Annotated in this window: 16 protein-coding genes; 1 reads left to right on the plus strand and 15 read right to left on the minus strand. The window is 64.5% G+C overall.

What is annotated here, in order from left to right; translation table 11 throughout:
* The 4 genes from AC628_RS01130 to AC628_RS01145 form a co-directional block, all read right to left on the minus strand.
* Window positions 1–822: hypothetical protein (locus AC628_RS01130; protein WP_074124937.1), on the minus strand; the 822-nt coding region annotated here is incomplete at its 3' end.
* Window positions 823–975: 153 nt separating this feature from the next.
* Entirely contained in the window at window positions 976–1,179 is a 204-nt protein-coding gene (locus tag AC628_RS01135; RefSeq protein WP_094194249.1) for a hypothetical protein, read from the minus strand.
* Between the two features lie 218 nt (window positions 1,180–1,397).
* On the minus strand, window positions 1,398–1,766 hold the full coding sequence (locus AC628_RS01140; RefSeq protein ID WP_074124938.1) for a YidB family protein: 369 nt from the start codon (window positions 1,764–1,766) through the stop codon (window positions 1,398–1,400).
* Window positions 1,767–1,882: 116 nt separating this feature from the next.
* Window positions 1,883–2,536, minus strand: coding sequence for a glutathione S-transferase family protein (locus tag AC628_RS01145; protein ID WP_074124949.1), 654 nt, complete (start codon window positions 2,534–2,536; stop codon window positions 1,883–1,885).
* Between the two features lie 121 nt (window positions 2,537–2,657).
* Between AC628_RS01145 and AC628_RS01150 the strand changes: the two genes are divergently transcribed.
* Window positions 2,658–3,335, plus strand: coding sequence for a DUF599 domain-containing protein (locus AC628_RS01150; RefSeq protein WP_074124939.1), 678 nt, complete (start codon window positions 2,658–2,660; stop codon window positions 3,333–3,335).
* Between the two features lie 101 nt (window positions 3,336–3,436).
* Here AC628_RS01150 and tolA read toward each other — a convergent pair whose 3' ends face one another.
* The 11 genes from tolA to AC628_RS01205 form a co-directional block, all read right to left on the minus strand.
* Window positions 3,437–4,318 carry a cell envelope integrity protein TolA gene (tolA, locus tag AC628_RS01155; RefSeq protein WP_074124940.1) on the minus strand — a complete coding sequence of 294 codons (882 nt, stop codon included), beginning with the start codon at window positions 4,316–4,318 and terminating at the stop codon, window positions 3,437–3,439.
* Window positions 4,319–4,496: 178 nt separating this feature from the next.
* Window positions 4,497–5,282, minus strand: a complete 786-nt coding sequence (locus AC628_RS01160) for an aldo/keto reductase (RefSeq protein ID WP_074124941.1) — start codon at window positions 5,280–5,282, stop codon at window positions 4,497–4,499.
* Window positions 5,283–5,354: 72 nt separating this feature from the next.
* Window positions 5,355–6,674 carry a cytochrome-c peroxidase gene (locus tag AC628_RS01165; protein ID WP_245320973.1) on the minus strand — a complete coding sequence of 440 codons (1,320 nt, stop codon included), beginning with the start codon at window positions 6,672–6,674 and terminating at the stop codon, window positions 5,355–5,357.
* 51 nt (window positions 6,675–6,725) lie between these two features.
* Window positions 6,726–8,417: a phospholipase C gene (locus AC628_RS01170; protein WP_074124943.1), complete on the minus strand. Its 1,692-nt coding sequence runs from the start codon at window positions 8,415–8,417 to the stop codon at window positions 6,726–6,728.
* A 396-nt stretch (window positions 8,418–8,813) separates the two neighbouring features.
* Window positions 8,814–9,698, minus strand: a complete 885-nt coding sequence (locus AC628_RS01175; RefSeq protein WP_074124944.1) for an alpha/beta fold hydrolase — start codon at window positions 9,696–9,698, stop codon at window positions 8,814–8,816.
* A gap of 29 nt (window positions 9,699–9,727) precedes the next feature.
* Window positions 9,728–11,140: a dihydropyrimidinase gene (gene hydA / locus AC628_RS01180; protein WP_210190140.1), complete on the minus strand. Its 1,413-nt coding sequence runs from the start codon at window positions 11,138–11,140 to the stop codon at window positions 9,728–9,730.
* Window positions 11,140–11,904, minus strand: a complete 765-nt coding sequence (locus tag AC628_RS01185; protein ID WP_074124945.1) for an aspartate/glutamate racemase family protein — start codon at window positions 11,902–11,904, stop codon at window positions 11,140–11,142. Before AC628_RS01185 ends, hydA begins: the two co-directional genes overlap by 1 nt.
* A complete protein-coding gene (locus AC628_RS01190; RefSeq protein ID WP_074124946.1) occupies window positions 11,901–12,692 on the minus strand; it encodes a GntR family transcriptional regulator in 792 nt (263 codons plus the stop codon). Before AC628_RS01190 ends, AC628_RS01185 begins: the two co-directional genes overlap by 4 nt.
* A complete protein-coding gene (locus AC628_RS01195; protein ID WP_074124947.1) occupies window positions 12,685–13,464 on the minus strand; it encodes a maleate cis-trans isomerase family protein in 780 nt (259 codons plus the stop codon). Before AC628_RS01195 ends, AC628_RS01190 begins: the two co-directional genes overlap by 8 nt.
* 55 nt (window positions 13,465–13,519) lie before the next feature.
* Window positions 13,520–14,824 carry an MFS transporter gene (locus AC628_RS01200; protein WP_074124948.1) on the minus strand — a complete coding sequence of 435 codons (1,305 nt, stop codon included), beginning with the start codon at window positions 14,822–14,824 and terminating at the stop codon, window positions 13,520–13,522.
* A 363-nt stretch (window positions 14,825–15,187) separates the two neighbouring features.
* The gene (locus tag AC628_RS01205) at window positions 15,188–15,397 is read right to left on the minus strand and encodes a hypothetical protein (protein WP_074124951.1); all 210 of its coding nucleotides are present in this window, start codon (window positions 15,395–15,397) and stop codon (window positions 15,188–15,190) included.
* Window positions 15,398–16,453: the final 1,056 nt, after the last annotated feature.

A 16,453-nucleotide genomic window follows, 5' to 3' on the forward strand; every position in this document is an offset into this window, starting at 1 on the left:
AGCGGCAGCGCGCGCGGCCGGCGGCGCCGCAGCCGACGGCTTCGCCGGTACGGGCGTCATGATGCTGACCGGCGGGGTGTCCGCCGAACTCGGAAACTCGGCATTGGTCGGCTTGCCGGTCGGCATCGACGGCGGCAGCGCCGCGACAAGGCCGGCAGCCGACGGCTGGGCGGCCATGGCGGGCGCATTCCAGGACGACGCGTAGCGCGTGATCAGGTTCTCATAGGTCCGATCGTTCATGTTGGCGACGATCTGATGGTTGTCGCCGAGCGAGCGGAATGCGGGGCACGCCGTCGGCGTGCAGTGGTCGCGCGCCATCAGCGCATAGGCCACCAGGCCGTACCGGTCGTGCTCGATGGCGCGGCGCAGCGCCTGCAACTCGGTGGTCGAATTGCGCTCCGCGGTTGCGAGATCGCCGAGCGCGGTCAGGCGCGAGATCTGCGCCGCCGCGTAGCTGACCGCCGCCGCGGCCGTATCGGACGAACCGAACAGCACCTTCTCGCAGGCATTGAGAACGGCGTCTCCGGCGAGGTCGTCGACGCAGGCCAGCGCCGGCACCGTCTGGCTGGTCAATTGCGCGGTGCGTGTCTCGCTTGGCGCTGCCGCCTGCCCGCCCGGCCCGAAGCCGCGGATCGTCGCGGCGACCGCAACCGCGATCGACAGCAGCGTGATGACGGTCAGCGCGCCGTTGGCGACGGATTTTTCCGCACGCAGCAGCGTGACCAGAACAACGATCCCAAAGAACCCCGCAGCGGCCAGCGTCAGCCACATCGGGAAGGTCGGTGAGCGCCAGATCTGATCCAGTGAGGAAGCCCAATTCATGCGCGATGTCCCTCAACGCAGCGTAAGCACAATCGGCGACGGCCAGCGTCGCCACCCCGACGTCCAACCTTCAGCACAATGGGTCTGCGAACAGGGCCTTTTGACGGCGGCGGCGGGAAACCCGCTCCAGCCGCCGGCTTGCGCACAACTCGTTCAGGACAGCGCGAGCTGGCTCTCCTTGGCCACCCGTTCGAAAGCTTCAGTCGAGCTCTTGATGCGGTACTGGCAGTCGTCCCCCTCGGTCGGCAGCAGGCGGATCACCTCATAGGTGCCGCTCGCAGCGGGGCGCGCCACGTTGCTGGCCGTGAAATAGACGATCTCGCCAATCGAGTACTTATGCTTCAACGCCCTCTCCATTTTTTTAGAGATTGCTGGCCGAGCTGACAGTCCCGATAGCTCTGGCCGGCATTTTGAGAACCCTGCGGCAAGCTAGCACATCGCCCTGCCCCAAATCCAGCAAGATTGGGGCATGGCGAACGCGCTATTTTTGCAGGTTTTTCAGGGTGATAGACAGCAATTTACGTGCCAGCCGGAAATTGCCCGCCGGGCCTCGGCGGGAACCCGGTTCCACCGGCTCAGGCGGTATGCGGCAGCTTGCCGTTCGGGCTCGCGCTGTCGACCGCACCCGGAAGCTGCTGGGCCAGCACCTGGGACAGCTGGTCGACGGGGATGTTGAACCTGGCGGCGAGTTGCTTGACCGTGTCGCTGCCCAGCACCTGCTGGAGTTGCTCGGCCGTGATCGGCAGGTTCTGGCCGGCGCCGATCCAGGATTTGACCTGCTCGCCGAGGCCGGCCTGCTCGAGCTTGGCGACGATCGCGGACAAGCCGCCCTGCCCGCCATTGCCCATCACCTCGCCGAGCACGACGGGGATCACGGCCGCCCCGAGCTGGCCAAGCATGCCCTTCAGCTCCGGCGAATTCTCCAGGGAATCGAGAATGCCCATGGTCTAAGTCCTTTCACGACTTGCGAAACCAGCCTGTCGGATTCGACGCCTTCGGCCGCGCGGCGTCAAGCCGCGATCTTTGCGGCGGCTGTCACAATTCGGCAGTGCTGCGACCGTCAGGCGTCCTCGAATCGCGCGATACGCAGCGTCTCGGCCAGGCCATCGCGGGTCCATTCCTGGAACGCCGGCAGCTGCATCATGGCATCGACATAATGCTGCGCCTCGGCCCTCACCGGGATCGCGTAGGTGCGGAAGCGATGCACCACGGGGGCGTACATCGCGTCCGCGCCCGTGAATGCCCCGAACAGGAACGGGCCCTGCTTGCCGTAGCGCGCGTGGCAATCGGCCCAGATGTCCTGGATCCGCGTCACATTGGCCTGCGCATCGTCCGACAGCGCGATGGCACGGATCGGCCGGTGCAGGTTCATGCCGCATTCGCTGCGCAGCGGCACGAAGCCGGAATGCATCTCCGCCGAGATCGCGCGGGCATGGGCGCGCGCGGCGCGATCCGCCGGCCACAGCTTCGCCTCGGGAAACTTCTCGGCGAGATATTCGATGATCGCCAGCGAATCCCACACCGTGACGTCTCCGTCGATCAGCGTCGGCACCTTGCCGGCCTTGCTGAACGAGAGGATGCGGTCCTTGTCGGCCTGACCGGTGTAGAGCGGAATGAAGGCCTCTTCGAACGGGATGTTATTGGCGCGCAGTGCCAGCCAGGGCCGCATCGACCATGACGAATAGTTCCTGTTGCCGATGACGAGCTTGAGCATGTCCGGGGAATCCTGTTGCCCGCGCAGTTTGCCATAGTGCATTGCACGCGTTCAACCTGTACATGACGCGGGATGCAACGCGGCGCGGATTGGCGGCCGCGCGTTCACGAAGGAAGGCACCATGACCGGCTATTGGGTCGACATCCTCGCCGTCGGCTTTTTTGCGCTGGAGTGGCTGGTCTATGCCATTACGCTGGAGCACACCGCCTATGGGCGCGACAGCCTGTCGGCGCGGATGCATGTCTATCGCGAGATCTGGGTGCGGAACCTGCTCCACCGCGACGCGCGGATGGTCGACATGCAGATCATGGCCAGCTTGCAGAACGGCACCGCGTTCTTCGCCTCGACCAGCCTGATCGCGATTGGCGGGGCGCTGGCGCTGTTGCGCGCCACCAACGACGCGCTCGCGGTGCTCGGCGCGCTGCCGGTCAACCTGACGCCCTCGCCCGCGCTGTGGGAGGTCAAGTGCATCGGGCTGATCCTGATCTTCATCTACACCTTCTTCAAATTCGCCTGGGCCTATCGCCTGTTCAACTATGTCGCGATCCTGTTCGGCGCGATGCCGCCGGCCGGCCAGCGCGATACGCCCGAGGCGGAGGCCCATGTCATCCGCACCACGCGGCTGTTCGAGACCGCGGGCCGGCACTTCAACCGCGGTCAGCGCGCGTTCTTCTTCGCGCTCGGCTATCTCGGCTGGTTCGTCAGTCCGTGGGTGCTGTTCATCACGACGGCCGCCGTCGTGATCGTGATCTGGCGGCGGCAATTCGCCTCGAATGCCTGGCAGGCGATGGGAAGCTGAACATGCCGGTTGTCATTGCAAGGAGCGAAGCGACGAAGCAATCCATCAATCCGTCTCGCGGAAGCATGGATTGCTTCGCTTCGCTCGCAATGACGCTCGCCCTACGACGCAAAATCGCGCGGCGTGAATTCGAGGTCGAGCACCTTCCATTCGCCGTAGCGATCCCGCGGCAGCATCGCATAGGGCTGGCAAGTTTGCAGCGCGTCGGTCGCGCTCTTGAGCAGCAGCGGCCCCTTTTCCGATGCGGTGGCTTCGATCAGCAAAGGCGATGCGGCAAGCTTGCCGTCGGGCTTCATGAACACCCGAAGCTTGATCTTGACGTCATCGCTCGTGCTCAGCGTCGCCGGAAGCTTCATGCAGGTCTTCAGATGGCGGCGGAATTCGGCGACGACGCTGGAGCCGATTTCGGCCTGCTCGGTGGCTGCGGCGTCGAAATTGTCCTTGCCGGGACCTGGGCCGGACGGCGCTTCCGCGGGCGGTTTCACGGAGATGTCGGGCGGCAAGCCAAGCATGACGTTGTATTTGACGGACAGGTCCGGCTCCGGCTGCGTATAGGCAGGCGGTGACGCCGCCGCCTGTTGCTGAGGCATCGGCGGCGTCTGAGGTGTCGGCGGCTCGACCGCAGCATGTTGCGGAGCCGGGCTGGGCTTGGGCGCCGGTGTCGCCTGCTTCTGCGCGGGCTGCGGCGTGGGCTGCTGCTGCGGTGCGGGCGCTTGCGCTGACGGCTCGGGCTTGGCGGTGTCCACCGGCTTGTCGAGTGAAGGCAACTGCAACTCGGGCGTCGGCGACGGGCTCGGCACCGGATCGGGTTCGGGCTTGATCTCCGCCTTGGCGACCTCCTGCGGCGTCACGATCTCGACCGGCACCGTGTCAGCGGCGACGGGATCGAACTGATGGACCTCCGAATAAAGGAAAATCAGCGCGAGCAGCATCAGGTGCACGAACACCGACGCCATCAGATCCGCGTTTGGCCGAAACTTCATCCCGCTCGATCACATCGGTGTCGTCTCCCCACCGGCTACAATACCGGCTGGAACCCACCTGCCTCAATCCCCCATTCGCGATCCAAAACCGCGATCAGCCCGCGGGCAATAGCACGATCCGGACCGCTGCCTAGCCATTTTCCGCGACGCGATGCTCAGGCCAGGATCCGATGGGCCGTCAGCGCGCGGCCGTGCTCCCCATCGCCGTAATCTCGCGCATGTCCTCATCCGACAGCTCGAAATCGAAGATGTCGATATTTTCCTGGAGCCGCTCGAGCTTTGAGGTGCGCGGGATCGCCGAGACGCTCTGTTGCACCAGCCAGCGCAGGCATATCTGGGCAGCCGTCTTGCGATAGCGGTCGCCGATCCGCGCCAGCGCGCGGTCGCCCTTGACGCGCCCTTTCGCGATCGGGCTGTAGGCGACGAACGCCATGCCATGGCGTGTACAAGCCTCGATCACATCCTCCTGGCCGAGATAGGGATGGTACTCGACCTGATCGCAGGCGAGCGGTTCGGGACACGCCGCAACCGCCTCCTCGATCTGCGTCACGTTAAAGTTCGAGAGCCCGATGTGCCGCGCCAGCCCGGCCTGCTTGACCCGCGCCAGCGCGCCGAGCGTCTCGGCAAGCGGCACTTGCGGATTGGGCCAGTGCAACAGCAACAGATCGACCTCGGTCAAACGCAGCCGCGCCAAGCTCTCCTTGGCGGAACGTTCGAGATCCTTCGCCATGAAATGCGTGGTCCAGACCTTGGTGGTCACGAACACATCGTTGCGCTTGATGCCGGAGGCGCGCAGCCCCTCGCCGACCTCGCGCTCATTGTCATAGATCTGCGCGGTGTCGATGTGCCGGTAGCCCAGGCGCAACGCCTGCTCGACGATGCGGGCGCAGGTCCGCCCGCGCAGCTCCCATGTGCCGAGCCCGATTGCGGGGATTCTTGCGCCGTTGCCTTCGACGACATGCATCCGCCCATTATGCGCGCATGGCGATGACCTGCCAACTCACGTGTCGGTTCCACGACGGACGGTAGCAACCGCTCACCGCTCCGGCTGGTAGCCGTCGGTCAACGTCTTGAGGAAGGCGATGATGTCGGCTTCATCCTGCGCCGTCATCGCCGGCGCATCGCCCAGATGGCGCTCGAACGGCGGATCGCTGACGTCGACATTGCCGCGATATTTTTCCGGCAGGTCGTCGTACTTCCGCACAGTTCGGTCGGCCGCGCGCGGGTACACCTTGTCCGGATTGGTATCGCGGAAATTATAGAAATCGAGCACCTGCTCGAGGCTGGTGAAGACGCCATTGTGGAAGAACACCCGGCGCGTTGCGGTGTTGCGCAAGGTCGGCGTCAGAAACATTCCGCAATATTGCGTCTGCTCGGCAATGTCGGTGCGATACGGGCCGCAGACCCCGAGATCGAAATAGTTGGGATCGCGATTGCTGCCGAGCGCGGCGTTGCGCGGCGCGCCGAGCGCCTCATACTGATGGTCGGTGAACAGCGGCGGCAGGCCGTCGCGGGTCGGCGCCGACGTGTGGCAGCCGGCGCAGTTGGCCTTCTCCGTATCGTTGAACAATTGCAGGCCGCGCATTTCGCTCTCGCTGAGCCGCGTCTTGCCTTCCAGCCAGTAGTCGAACTTGCTGGTGTAGGGATGGAAGCTCGGCTCCTCAACCTGATAGCGCGCGACCGCGAACATCGCCTCCGCGACCAGCAGCCGCGTATTGTCGAAGACACCGGCGCCGAACAATTCGGCGAAGCGCGGCGCGTAGCTCGCCTGGCGCAGCTTCTGCGCCACCACCTCGATGCTGCCGCCGTCCATCTCGTTGGGATCGAGCAGCGGGAAGATCGCCTGGTCCTGCAGCGTATCGGCGCGGCCATCCCAGAACAGTCCGCCCTGCGGCACGATGTTGACCGCCGACGCGGCGGTCCCGGTCGCGACCTTCTTGGCGCGCGCGGCCTGTTGGCCCACCGCCGCAAGTTGCGCAAAGTCGACGACGTTGTCGTCTTCGTCCTTCTCGGGCCCGATGCTGAAATTCGGTTGCCGCTCGAGATAGGTCAGGCCCGGGACGGCGCGCGCCCCTTGCCGGGACTGCGCGGGCCCGCCGAACATGACCGCCGCATCATTGGGCGGACCGTAGGCGTGCTCCGGACTGTGACAGGACGCGCATGACAATGCGCCCGACGACGACAGCGACGCGTCGAAGAAGATCTTCTGGCCGAGCTGCGCCATTCCGGACAGCGGAGCCACAGGCGGACGCCTGAGCTGCACTGGGTTCGGATTGGTGCCCGGAAGCCCTTGCGTCTCGACTGCCGCAACGGCGCCGGCCATGCAGAGCAGGCCGGCGCCGAGAAGCCACAACATGCGGCCGTTCATATGACGTCCAGTGATCCCAAGGGCGCCAGTCCCAGAGCGTTAGTGATGGTGATGATCGTCAGCGCTGACGACGACCGTGCCCGCCGTCGGATCGAGGAACAGCTTGTTCTGCCGATCGTCATCGTCACGATCATGACCGTGATCGAAATCGAACAGGTCCGTGATCGATTCGACGCTGTCGTCGAACGAGCCGCCGCCGAGACGCTGGCCGTGCAGCCAGTTGTCTTCGATGAAGCGCACCACCGACGCCTGCGAGATGCGGGTGTGGCTGACGAAGTTCTTCTTGGCGAAAGGCGAGATCACGATGAACGGGATGCGCGTGCCGGGACCGCAGCGGCCGTTCACCGGCTGGCCGTTGAGGCCGTTCGGCTGCGTCTGCTTGCCGACACCGCGGCCGCACTGGCCGGGACCGTTGACCTGGTCGGCGGTCGGATCATACGAGGCGCTGGTCGGCGCGATGTACTGGTGGTCGTACCAGCCGTCGGAGTCGTCATAGGTGATGATGACCGCGGTCTCGCGCCACTCCTTCTGCGTCTGCAGGAAGTTGATCAGCTCGACATTGCCCGCCTGCTCGTCGAGCGGATCGGAGTTGCCGGGATGACCGTCCTGATAGGCCGGCATCTTGATGTAGGAGACGGCCGGGAAGTTGCCGGCCTTCACCGAGGCATAGAAATCCTCGAGATCGTAGGCATGGTTGGCCGGATCGACCGTCTTGCCGCCGGGAACGTAGGTGTGGCCGATCGCGTTCACCGAGCTCGGCCGCGCATGGGTCGGGTTGGCGGTCGACTTGTAGTACTGGAACCAGGCGTGGTGCGGGATGTAGTCCACGATGGTGCCGTTGACGTTGCTCGAGAAGGTGCTGCGGCCGCAATTGGTGGTGCCGTTGCTGTTCTTGAGCGTCAGGTCGAAGCCACCCATGAAGCTGCCCCAGCTGATGTGCTCGGCGTTGAGCAGGTCGCCGATGTTCTTGCTGGTCATCAGGACCTGGCTGGTCGTGCTCGAGCAGGAGTCATAGGCAGGGTCGGTATCGCCGATCAAGGTCAGGCCGCCCTGCCCGTCGGCGATCGACGACGTCGTGCCGACGATGTTCTGCGCACCGTTGGTCTGACCGGAGACCACCTCAAGCGCGCCGGGCGTCGACGGACCGAAAGTGTCGGTCCAGCTGTTGTCGCTCATCGCGAAGTTCTGCGCGTAATTCCAGAACGCGGTGACGGTGTTGCCATCGAAATAGCCCATCACCTGGCCGTTGGTGCCGAAGGCGCCGACGCCGCCGGCGGTGCCGCGGCCGGTGAACTTCGGAAACAGGTCTTCGTTGCCGTTGTCGACCGCCTGCTGCTCGGGCGTGTAGGCGTGGTTCTGCGAGCGCGTGTTCGCCTGGGTGCGATCGAGGCGGAATGGATTGGTCGCGCCGGTGCCGTTGGCCGGGTTGAGGTTCGGGTTGTTGGTCAGCAGGTTGGCATTGGCGAGGTTGTTGACCTTTGGCGTATGCGGCTTCGCCGTGAATGGAATCGAGCCGGTCGGGTTGGCTGCGTTCGGATAGGTCGCGAAATAATGATCGAACGAGCGGTTCTCGTTGAAGATGACGACGAGATGCTTGATCGGCGTTGCGGTGTGGATGTCGTGCGGATGACGATGATCGTGATCCCTGTCGTCCTGAGCGGCAGCGCTGCACGCAATTGCAGCGGCAGCAACCAGACAGACTCCGACCGTCGAAAGAAATTTGGCTTTCACCGTAGTGCCCCTTGATTTTACAGATTTGTGACGTCGACCTGCGACAAGTTATCCATCGCCGATGACAGCCCTGTGTAAGTTTTGTGCGAGCAACACATCGTCACAACGATTCATCGTCGCGCATTTCGATTCACGCGTCGGTTGCAGCGCTTGCGAGCGATGCTGGATTGATCGCCGTGACGCATGCGCGTCATGAATCGATCTGCTCTCGCGCGCATTGCGCGGCGACGATCCGACATGGCGGAGCGCGCGAAGAAATTGGCGGAAGTGGACGAGGCACCAGAGTGTGCCGCAAGCAACAATCCGGTTGGCTCATCGTGCACGAGCATTTGAGCAAGGGGCAATGGAGCCCCTCGCCTTCTCACGCAAGCCGCTGACGATGAGTACGCGCCCTAGCTAGTCCTTCATCCCCGTGATCGACGCACTCACAGCACGGGGATCGCGCTGCGGCCAGCGGCCGCTTTCGACCTGGGACAGGAAATCGCCGACGATACGGTTGTATTCGTCGGGCTCCTCGATGTTGATGGCATGACCACAGTTCGGCATCACCGCGAGCGCAGCCGACGGGATGCTCTGCTTCATCAGGATGCCCGGCAGCAGGCACGGCCAGTCCTCGTCGCCGGTGATGATCAGCGTCGGCACATTGATACGCTTCATCTCGTCGACCAGCGTGTAAAGTGACGGACGCTCCTTCTGCACGCCCTGCTGGGTGTTGGCCGATCCCACCGCCGAGTGCTCGGCCAGCATGCGCTTGAACTCGGCATGGCCGCGCGGATCCTTGTTCTCGTGTTGCACGCGGGTCGGACCGTAGGCGTAGCGCTCGGCGAAGGCCGGCATGCCGTCTTTCCGGATCGTGGCGGCGATCACGTCGGCCTCGGCGCGAAACGTCTCGCGCTTGTCGAGCTCGGCGCCATAGCCGCAGCCGCCGATGCACAGCGACAGCGCCCGCGCCGGGTGGCGCAACCCGAAATGCAAGGTCGCAAACCCGCCCATCGAGAGGCCGACGATATGTGCCTTCGGCGCGCCGACGTGATCGAGCACGGCCAGGATGTCATCGGCGGCGCGCGCCTGCGAATAGGACGAGACCTGCTCTGGCACATCAGACGGCGGAAAGCCGCGCGCATTGTAGGCAATGGTCCGGAAGCGCTTGCCGAAATGCCGCATCTGCGGCTCGTAGCTGCGCAGGTCGCCGGCGAATTCGTGGACCAGGATCACCGGATGACCGGATCCGGTCTCCTCGAAATAGAGCCGCACGCCGTCGTCGGTTGTCGCATAGGGCATGGTGGTCTCCTGCCTTCTTATTGCATGGGTTACGGGATGGTCGCGGCTCCCGACGGTTTCGAGCGCGGCAAATATGTGCCGTGCTCCTTGCTGCCGACAAGGGTGCCGTCGTCGACGACCACCTTGCCACGCACCATGGTCAGCACCGGCCAGCCGGTCACTTCGAGGCCTTCATAGGGCGTGTAGTCCGAGCCGTCGTGGATCAGCTCGTGGCGGATCGTCACCTTGCGCTTGGGGTCCCACAGCGCGATGTCGGCATCCGAGCCGACCGCGATCGTGCCCTTGCGCGGATAGAGGCCGTAGATCTTGGCGTGATTGGTAGCGCTGAAGGCGACGAAGCTGTTGAGATCGATGCGGCCCTTCACCACGCCCTCGGAGAACAGGATCGGCAGCCGCGTCGCGACGCCGGGAATCCCGTTCGGTACCCAGCGGAAGCTGGTGTGCCCTTTCGGCGCGAGCTTTCCTTCCGGATCGTCGTAGCGGAACGGGCAATGGTCCGACGAGAACACCGAGAATACTTTCTGCTGCAGGCCCTCCCAGCACGCCTGCTGGCTGGCGACGTCGCGCGGCGGCGGCGAGCAGACGTACTTTGCGCCCTCCATATTGAGCTGGTCGAGATCCTTCTCGGTGAGCATCAGGTACTGCGGACAGGTTTCGCCCATTACCCTGAGACCGCGCTGCTGCGCGCGCCGGATTTCGTCCATCGCCTCGCGGTTCGAGACGTGCACGATCATGATCGGCACGTCGACGAGTTCCGACAGCGAGATCGCGCGATGGGTTGCCTCGCGCTCGACCGGGATCGGCCGCGAAGTGGCGTGGAAGCGCGGCGCGGTGTTGCCGGCGCGTTCCAGCCGGTCGGTCAGGAAGCGGATCGCGTCGAAATTTTCCGCATGCACCATCAGCATCGCGCCGGTCTCGCGCGCGACCGACATGGTCTCGAGCAGCTCGCGATCCGACAGCGCCAGCCCCTCATAAGTCATGAAGACTTTCAGCGAGGTGTAGCCGTCCTCGACCAGCGCCGGCAGCTCCTGGCCCAGCACATGCTCGGTCGGATCGGTGACGATGAGATGGAAGGCGACGTCGACATGGCATTCGCCTTCGGCCAGCGCATGATAGTGCTTCAGCGCCTCGCGCAGCGTCTGGCCCTTCTCCTGCAGGCAGAACGGCAGCACGGTGGTGTTGCCGCCGAACGCCGCCGAACGGGTGCCGCTGGCAAAGCCGTCGGCCATGACGATGCCGTCGCCCGACGGCTGGGCGAAATGGACGTGGCTGTCGATACCGCCGGGCAGCACAAGGCGGTCGGTGGCGTCGATGATCGTGGTTGCATCGCCGAGATCTTGACCGAGCGCCGTGATCTTGCCGTCGCGAATACCGACGTCGCAGGCAAAGGTGTCGGCAGCGGTGACCACGGTGCCGCCGCGGATGATGGTGTCGAACGACATCAGCACGTCCCCTCTTTCGGTGAGCGATGTTCGATGATGGCGGCAAGCGGCTCGGCCAGCCCGATCGTCGGCTTCGGATCGGGACGGCGGAAGGTGCCGGCCACCGCCTTGCGCGGCTTGAGCACGGCAAGCGTCTCCGCCTGGCGCACCGCAGCCGCGACCGGGTCGACCACGGGCACCGGAATGCGGTCGCGCACCTTCGCCGCGAGCCCCGCGAGCGGCGCGCCCGAGAGAATGACGACATCGGCGCTATCCTGCGCGACCGCCTGGTTCGCGAGCGCGACCAGGAGCTCCTCCTTCTCGGCCTGGACGTCGGAGATCGACTGGAAGCCGCCGTCGAGCGTGCGGATGCCGGCGCAGCGCGCGGCGAGCCCATGCATGGTGACGCATTCCTCGTACCACGGCGCCAGCGCGCCGGCGAAGGTCACGATCGCAAACCGCCGGCCGAGCATGCAGGCCGTGAGCATCGCGGCCTCGGCCAATCCCACGACGGGATATGAGAACAGCTCGCGCGCGCCGAACAGGCCGGGATCGCCGAACGCGGCGATGATGGCGACATCGATGCCGGGACCGGCCTCGGCCAGCATCTCCAGCGCGATCGCGCCGCCGATCTGCGCCTCGGCGCGGGTCGCGATATAAGGCACGCCGCGCGTTGCAGTGACCGGCACGAGTTCGGTACCGGCCGAAGCGACCTTGCTGCCGGCGGCGTGGAGCAGATCCGTCACATCCGCCGTCGTGTTGGGATTGAGCAGCAGGATCTTCATGACACAACGTTCCTCGCCTTGCGGCCGCGCGGCTTGGCGGGTGCGTCCGGCACTCCAGCCTCATCTCCCTTGCCATCCAGCGTCTCGGCAACGATCTCGCCGGTGCGGCGCACGTGGTGGGCCAGGATCTGCCCGGCCAGCGCCGCATTGCGGCGTCTGAGTGCGGCCAGGATCTCCTGATGCTCGCGCACCGATTCATCCCAGCGCCCGAGCACCGAGAGCGCGAAGTAGCGCGCCCGCTCGGCCCGCGCCAGCAACGCCTCATGCGTCGCCTTCAGCACCGCGTTGCGGGCGAAGCCGACGATCGCCGAATGGATTTGCTGATTGGCCTGGAAATAGTCGCGCAGCTCGCCGCGGCCGTGATGCCACTCGATCTTGTCCTGCAGCGCCTCGAGCCGTTCGAAATCGGCGTCCTCCATGCGGAGTGCGGCGAGCTCGGCGGCGCAGCGCTCGATGCCGCTGACGGCCTCGAACAATTCGGCGAGCTCGGCGCGGCGGAACGGCGTGATCACGGCGCTGTGGTTGAGCCTGAGCTCGACCAGGCCCTCGTTCGCCAATTGCTTCAGCGCCTCGCGCAACGGAGTGCGCGAAATGCCGAGCGCATCGGACAAATCAGCCTCGCCCAGCGATTGTCCCGGCGCCAGCTCACCGCGCACGATCATGGTGCGCAGCCGCGCCGCCGCCTGCTCGTGCAGTCCGACCCGCGGCACACGCAGGAGACGCCGTTGCAGCGCCGTCATCGGCCGCTTGGGCTCCTTGTTGCGTCTGGTCGGCTTGGCTTCAGTCACTGTCGGCCTTCATTTTATGATCGGAGATCGCGCTCGCTGCGCGCAGATCGGGGTTCGTGAACAGGCTGCCCCAGCCGTGCACGCGCGACGGATCGCTGCCGACGGCTGTGAGGCACGCCCACAGCGTCACCGCGATCGAGTCCAGCACCGGCACGCCAAATCCGCGCTCCAGCCGTTCGGCGGCGCCGGCGCCGCGCATGTTGGTGCAGAGCACGACGGCGGCATCGCAGCCCTCGCGCACCACTCCCTCGATCAGGCCTGCGACCTCAGCCTCGCTGACCTCGGCAAAGGAGAAATTGTCCTGCAACGACAAATGCCGCTCGGCGAAGCAGTGCAGCCCTTCCGAATTCCAGTTGGCGATGATCTTGTCCTGCACATCCCGGCGATACGGCGTCACCAGCCCGATGCGCTTGGCGCCGATCCGCCGCAGCAGGTCGCGATAGGCCAGCACCGTGGTGCAGGCCTTGATCCCCGTAGCCGCCGTGATCTGCCTGCACAGGCTCTCGTCGCGATCGAAGCCGAGCCAGCTTGCCGAGGTGCCGTTCCAGGCGATGACGTCGACCTTGGCATGGGCGAGCAATTCCGCCGCGCGAAGGATCTCGCTGGCGTCGAACTGGCGCAGCGCCTGCTCCGACAGCGCGATCTCAGTCACCTTGAAGCGCGAGAAATGCGCCGAGACGCCGTCGATCCCGGCCAGCATCGCGCAGGTGATCGGCTCGAGTGCGGTATTCGACGACGGCGTCAGCATGCCGAGCCTGATGGGACGTGTCATTCGCGAGGCCTCATCAACCGGCCGAACCCTTCACGGGCTCGACCGCACTCCGATTCTAGACCGGGAGCTTGCGGCTGTAGTCGATCAGGGTCGAGCAGATCAACAGCGCAATGCCCGCGGCGGCGAAATACATCAGGGCCAGGAAGTAGGAACCGGTGGCCTGCACGATGAAGCCGACGATCAGCGGCGTCGTGATGCCGGCGATGTTGCCGCCGAGATTCATGCAGCCGCCGAGGAAGCCGGACTTGCCGCGGCCCGCCAATGCCGAGGGGATCGCCCAGTACATGCCGCACCAGCGCAGGAAGAACAGTGTCGTCGACAGCAGCACCACCACCGCGACCGCATTGGTGACGTAGGCAACGAGGAAGATCGACACCGTCGCCATGATCGCGGCGATGCCGAACAGCGTGCGGAACACGGTGTTGGGCGCCCCGCCCCGCGCGCGCCAGCCATCGCCGATCCAGCCGCCGACCAGCTCTCCGACGAAGCCCGCGAAGAAGATGATGAAGGATGCACCGCCGAGCGCCTTGATGTCGAAGCCGTGCACCTTGAACAGATAGGTCGGCATCCAGGTCAACAGCCCGTAGAAGGTGGTGTTGAAGAACATCCAGCCGAGGCACATGCACCACACCGAGCGGAAGCGGAAATAGGCCATCCCGCTTGCGCCTGACGAGGGCGGCGTCGCCGCGTCCTCGATCGCATGCGCTTCCTCGAGATAGCGCGCCTCGGCCTCATTGACCGACGGATGCTCGCGCGGCACGTTGCGGATGTAATACCAGGCCCACAGCCCGCACAGCATGGTGCCGATGCCGGCGACGACGAAGGCGACGCGCCAGGAGCTGAACGCCGCCATCAGCCACGCGATCACGATCGAGCCCAGCGCAGCGCCAAGCGGCGCACCGCCGTCGAGCAGGGTCGCGCCGCGGCCGCGCTCGGTCTGCGTCATCCAGATCGCGTTGAGCTTGCCGCCGGCCGGATAGATCGGCGCTTCCGACGCGCCGAGCCCGAGCCGGGTCATCAGCAGCAGCATCCAGCTGGTGGACAGCGCCGCCAGTGCCTGGAAGAAGCCCCAGAACAATGTCGCGAGCGCGATCACGATGCGCGGCTTGAAGCGGTCAGCCAGCATGCCGCCCGGCACTTGCATCAGCGCGTAGGTCCAGAAGAACGAACTCAGGATCAGGCCCTGCATTGCCGGATCGATGTCGAACTCCTTGGCGATGACGGGCATCGCGACCGACAGCGACGCGCGATCGATATAGTTGATCGAGATCAGGAACAGCATCAGCAGGAAGATCTTCCAGCGCACGCCGCTGGGCCTTGCCGTATCTGCCATTGCGATGGTGGACACCTGATCGCTCATTGCTCGCTCCTCTGCCGGCAGATTGTTTTTGCCCCTGGCGCGCCCTCGTCATCGAAGGTCGTTGGCCTCTCCTGCCCCGCGCGAAGTCTGCTTCAAGGAGGCCGGCGCCACAAGCATATTTTGCATTCTGCATACAATTTATAATATCATATTGATATTTCTACATATTATATATTTCATGCTTCGATATTGATCAGGTCATGGCGAGGAATTGGGCGCCAGCTCGCCTGCCCGCGCCGGGATTTCTTCAGGGAATTGGCCCGGCGCTGCGGCTCCAGCGACCGCGCTCAACGGTGGCGTTCATCGATAGGTTCGACGGATGAACGGCAGCGGCCGCAGCAGGTGACGGCGCCCCGTCGCGGGCTATGCATCCTCGTCAAAGCGAGCCAATGCCGCCTCGATGAGTTCGATCTCCTCGCGGAGCGTGTTATTCACGACCGTCGGCCTGAAACCCGGGACGCTGTGTGCTCGAACACCGTCCAACAATCGTTGGCGATGGTCCCTGAGCTCTTCCAGCGCTTGACGATTCTTCAACGACACGTAGCCGGCAATGATTTGCTCGATGGCGTTCATTGGAAATCCACTGTTCAAAAAAATAACGTACTGCAATCCCTCGATTAGAACGTCCAAACCGCTTTCCTGGCAAGCCCCGTGACGCTGTGCCGGGAGCGTTAACGCTGGCGGCCGGCTCACCCGGAAATCGCCAATCATTGAGTTGCCCGACAGCGCATGCCCCCGCCGCAAAAATATTTCGCTTTATCCGAAATGCAATTCAGTATATGAAATGGGCGTCTCATCTGATCGAGGGGCGCTTCGCGATCGTCACGAACGCGGGTCGAGATGCGGTGGACGCCGATTGCGCAACTGACGAGTGCGCATGAGGCGGACGGTGAAGTCGTGTGGTCCCGACGCCCTAGTGGCAGGTGTCTCTCGAATTGCGCGGTGCGCGTTGCGGAGACGGTGACAACAAAGCCAAGTCTCGCCGGGGAGAGCACGAAGTAAGCCGTAACCCATCGCGCAGGGAAAGCCGGGTTGTTCCGGTTACACCTGTGGTCCTACCTCCCGCGTTTTCTATTACGCGGGACCCATGGGTGCGATCGGCACCCGGCTTTCCCTGCGCCCTCTGCTTCCAGAGCGGCGAAACGAAATGCAAGACTCGGACGATTCATGTCGCGAGAGTGCGGATGTTTGACCCACAAGGCGCACCACACACTCACTGTCGTCCCGGCGAAGGCCGGGACCCATAACCCCAAATGCCAATTGTTGCGGGCGCTGGAACGACGAATCCCTTTCACAACACGAGCCGCGGCGTATGGGTCCCTGCTTTCGCTGGGACGACGCGTGAGAAGAGTTGTGCACGCACTCACACCTGTCATCGCGTGTTTGACGTCTTGAAGCGAGAACAATCCCCATTTGAATCGAGAACCATCCCCATCGTCGTCCTGGCGAAAGCCAGGACCCATTACCCCAAATCTCGGTTGTTGCGCGGAGCTGGGGCCGCTGTCCCGTTCATCGCCGAATGCGGCGGTTGATGGTGTGGACGGCCCCCTACGGCATCAGTGTGCCAGAATGAGGTTGTGCAATCTCAAACGAGGGGACCGTCCGTGAAGCAGATTATCCGCATTGGAA

The sequence above is a fragment of the Bradyrhizobium sp. NAS96.2 genome (assembly GCF_001908235.1).
Classification (GTDB): Bacteria; Pseudomonadota; Alphaproteobacteria; order Rhizobiales; family Xanthobacteraceae; genus Bradyrhizobium.

Excerpts from the sequence above, each read along its gene's own strand:
- AC628_RS01135 (WP_094194249.1), bottom strand. The coding sequence starts at position 1,179 with ATGGAGAGGGCGTTGAAGCATAAGTACTCGATTGGCGAGATCGTCTAT.
- AC628_RS01140 (WP_074124938.1), bottom strand. The coding sequence starts at position 1,766 with ATGGGCATTCTCGATTCCCTGGAGAATTCGCCGGAGCTGAAGGGCATG.
- AC628_RS01145 (WP_074124949.1), bottom strand. The coding sequence starts at position 2,536 with ATGCTCAAGCTCGTCATCGGCAACAGGAACTATTCGTCATGGTCGATG.
- AC628_RS01150 (WP_074124939.1), top strand. The coding sequence starts at position 2,658 with ATGACCGGCTATTGGGTCGACATCCTCGCCGTCGGCTTTTTTGCGCTG.
- tolA (WP_074124940.1), bottom strand. The coding sequence starts at position 4,318 with ATGAAGTTTCGGCCAAACGCGGATCTGATGGCGTCGGTGTTCGTGCAC.
- AC628_RS01160 (WP_074124941.1), bottom strand. The coding sequence starts at position 5,282 with ATGCATGTCGTCGAAGGCAACGGCGCAAGAATCCCCGCAATCGGGCTC.
- AC628_RS01165 (WP_245320973.1), bottom strand. The coding sequence starts at position 6,674 with ATGTTGTGGCTTCTCGGCGCCGGCCTGCTCTGCATGGCCGGCGCCGTT.
- AC628_RS01175 (WP_074124944.1), bottom strand. The coding sequence starts at position 9,698 with ATGCCCTATGCGACAACCGACGACGGCGTGCGGCTCTATTTCGAGGAG.
- hydA (WP_210190140.1), bottom strand. The coding sequence starts at position 11,140 with ATGTCGTTCGACACCATCATCCGCGGCGGCACCGTGGTCACCGCTGCC.
- AC628_RS01185 (WP_074124945.1), bottom strand. The coding sequence starts at position 11,904 with ATGAAGATCCTGCTGCTCAATCCCAACACGACGGCGGATGTGACGGAT.
- AC628_RS01195 (WP_074124947.1), bottom strand. The coding sequence starts at position 13,464 with ATGACACGTCCCATCAGGCTCGGCATGCTGACGCCGTCGTCGAATACC.
- AC628_RS01200 (WP_074124948.1), bottom strand. The coding sequence starts at position 14,824 with ATGAGCGATCAGGTGTCCACCATCGCAATGGCAGATACGGCAAGGCCC.
- AC628_RS01205 (WP_074124951.1), bottom strand. The coding sequence starts at position 15,397 with ATGAACGCCATCGAGCAAATCATTGCCGGCTACGTGTCGTTGAAGAAT.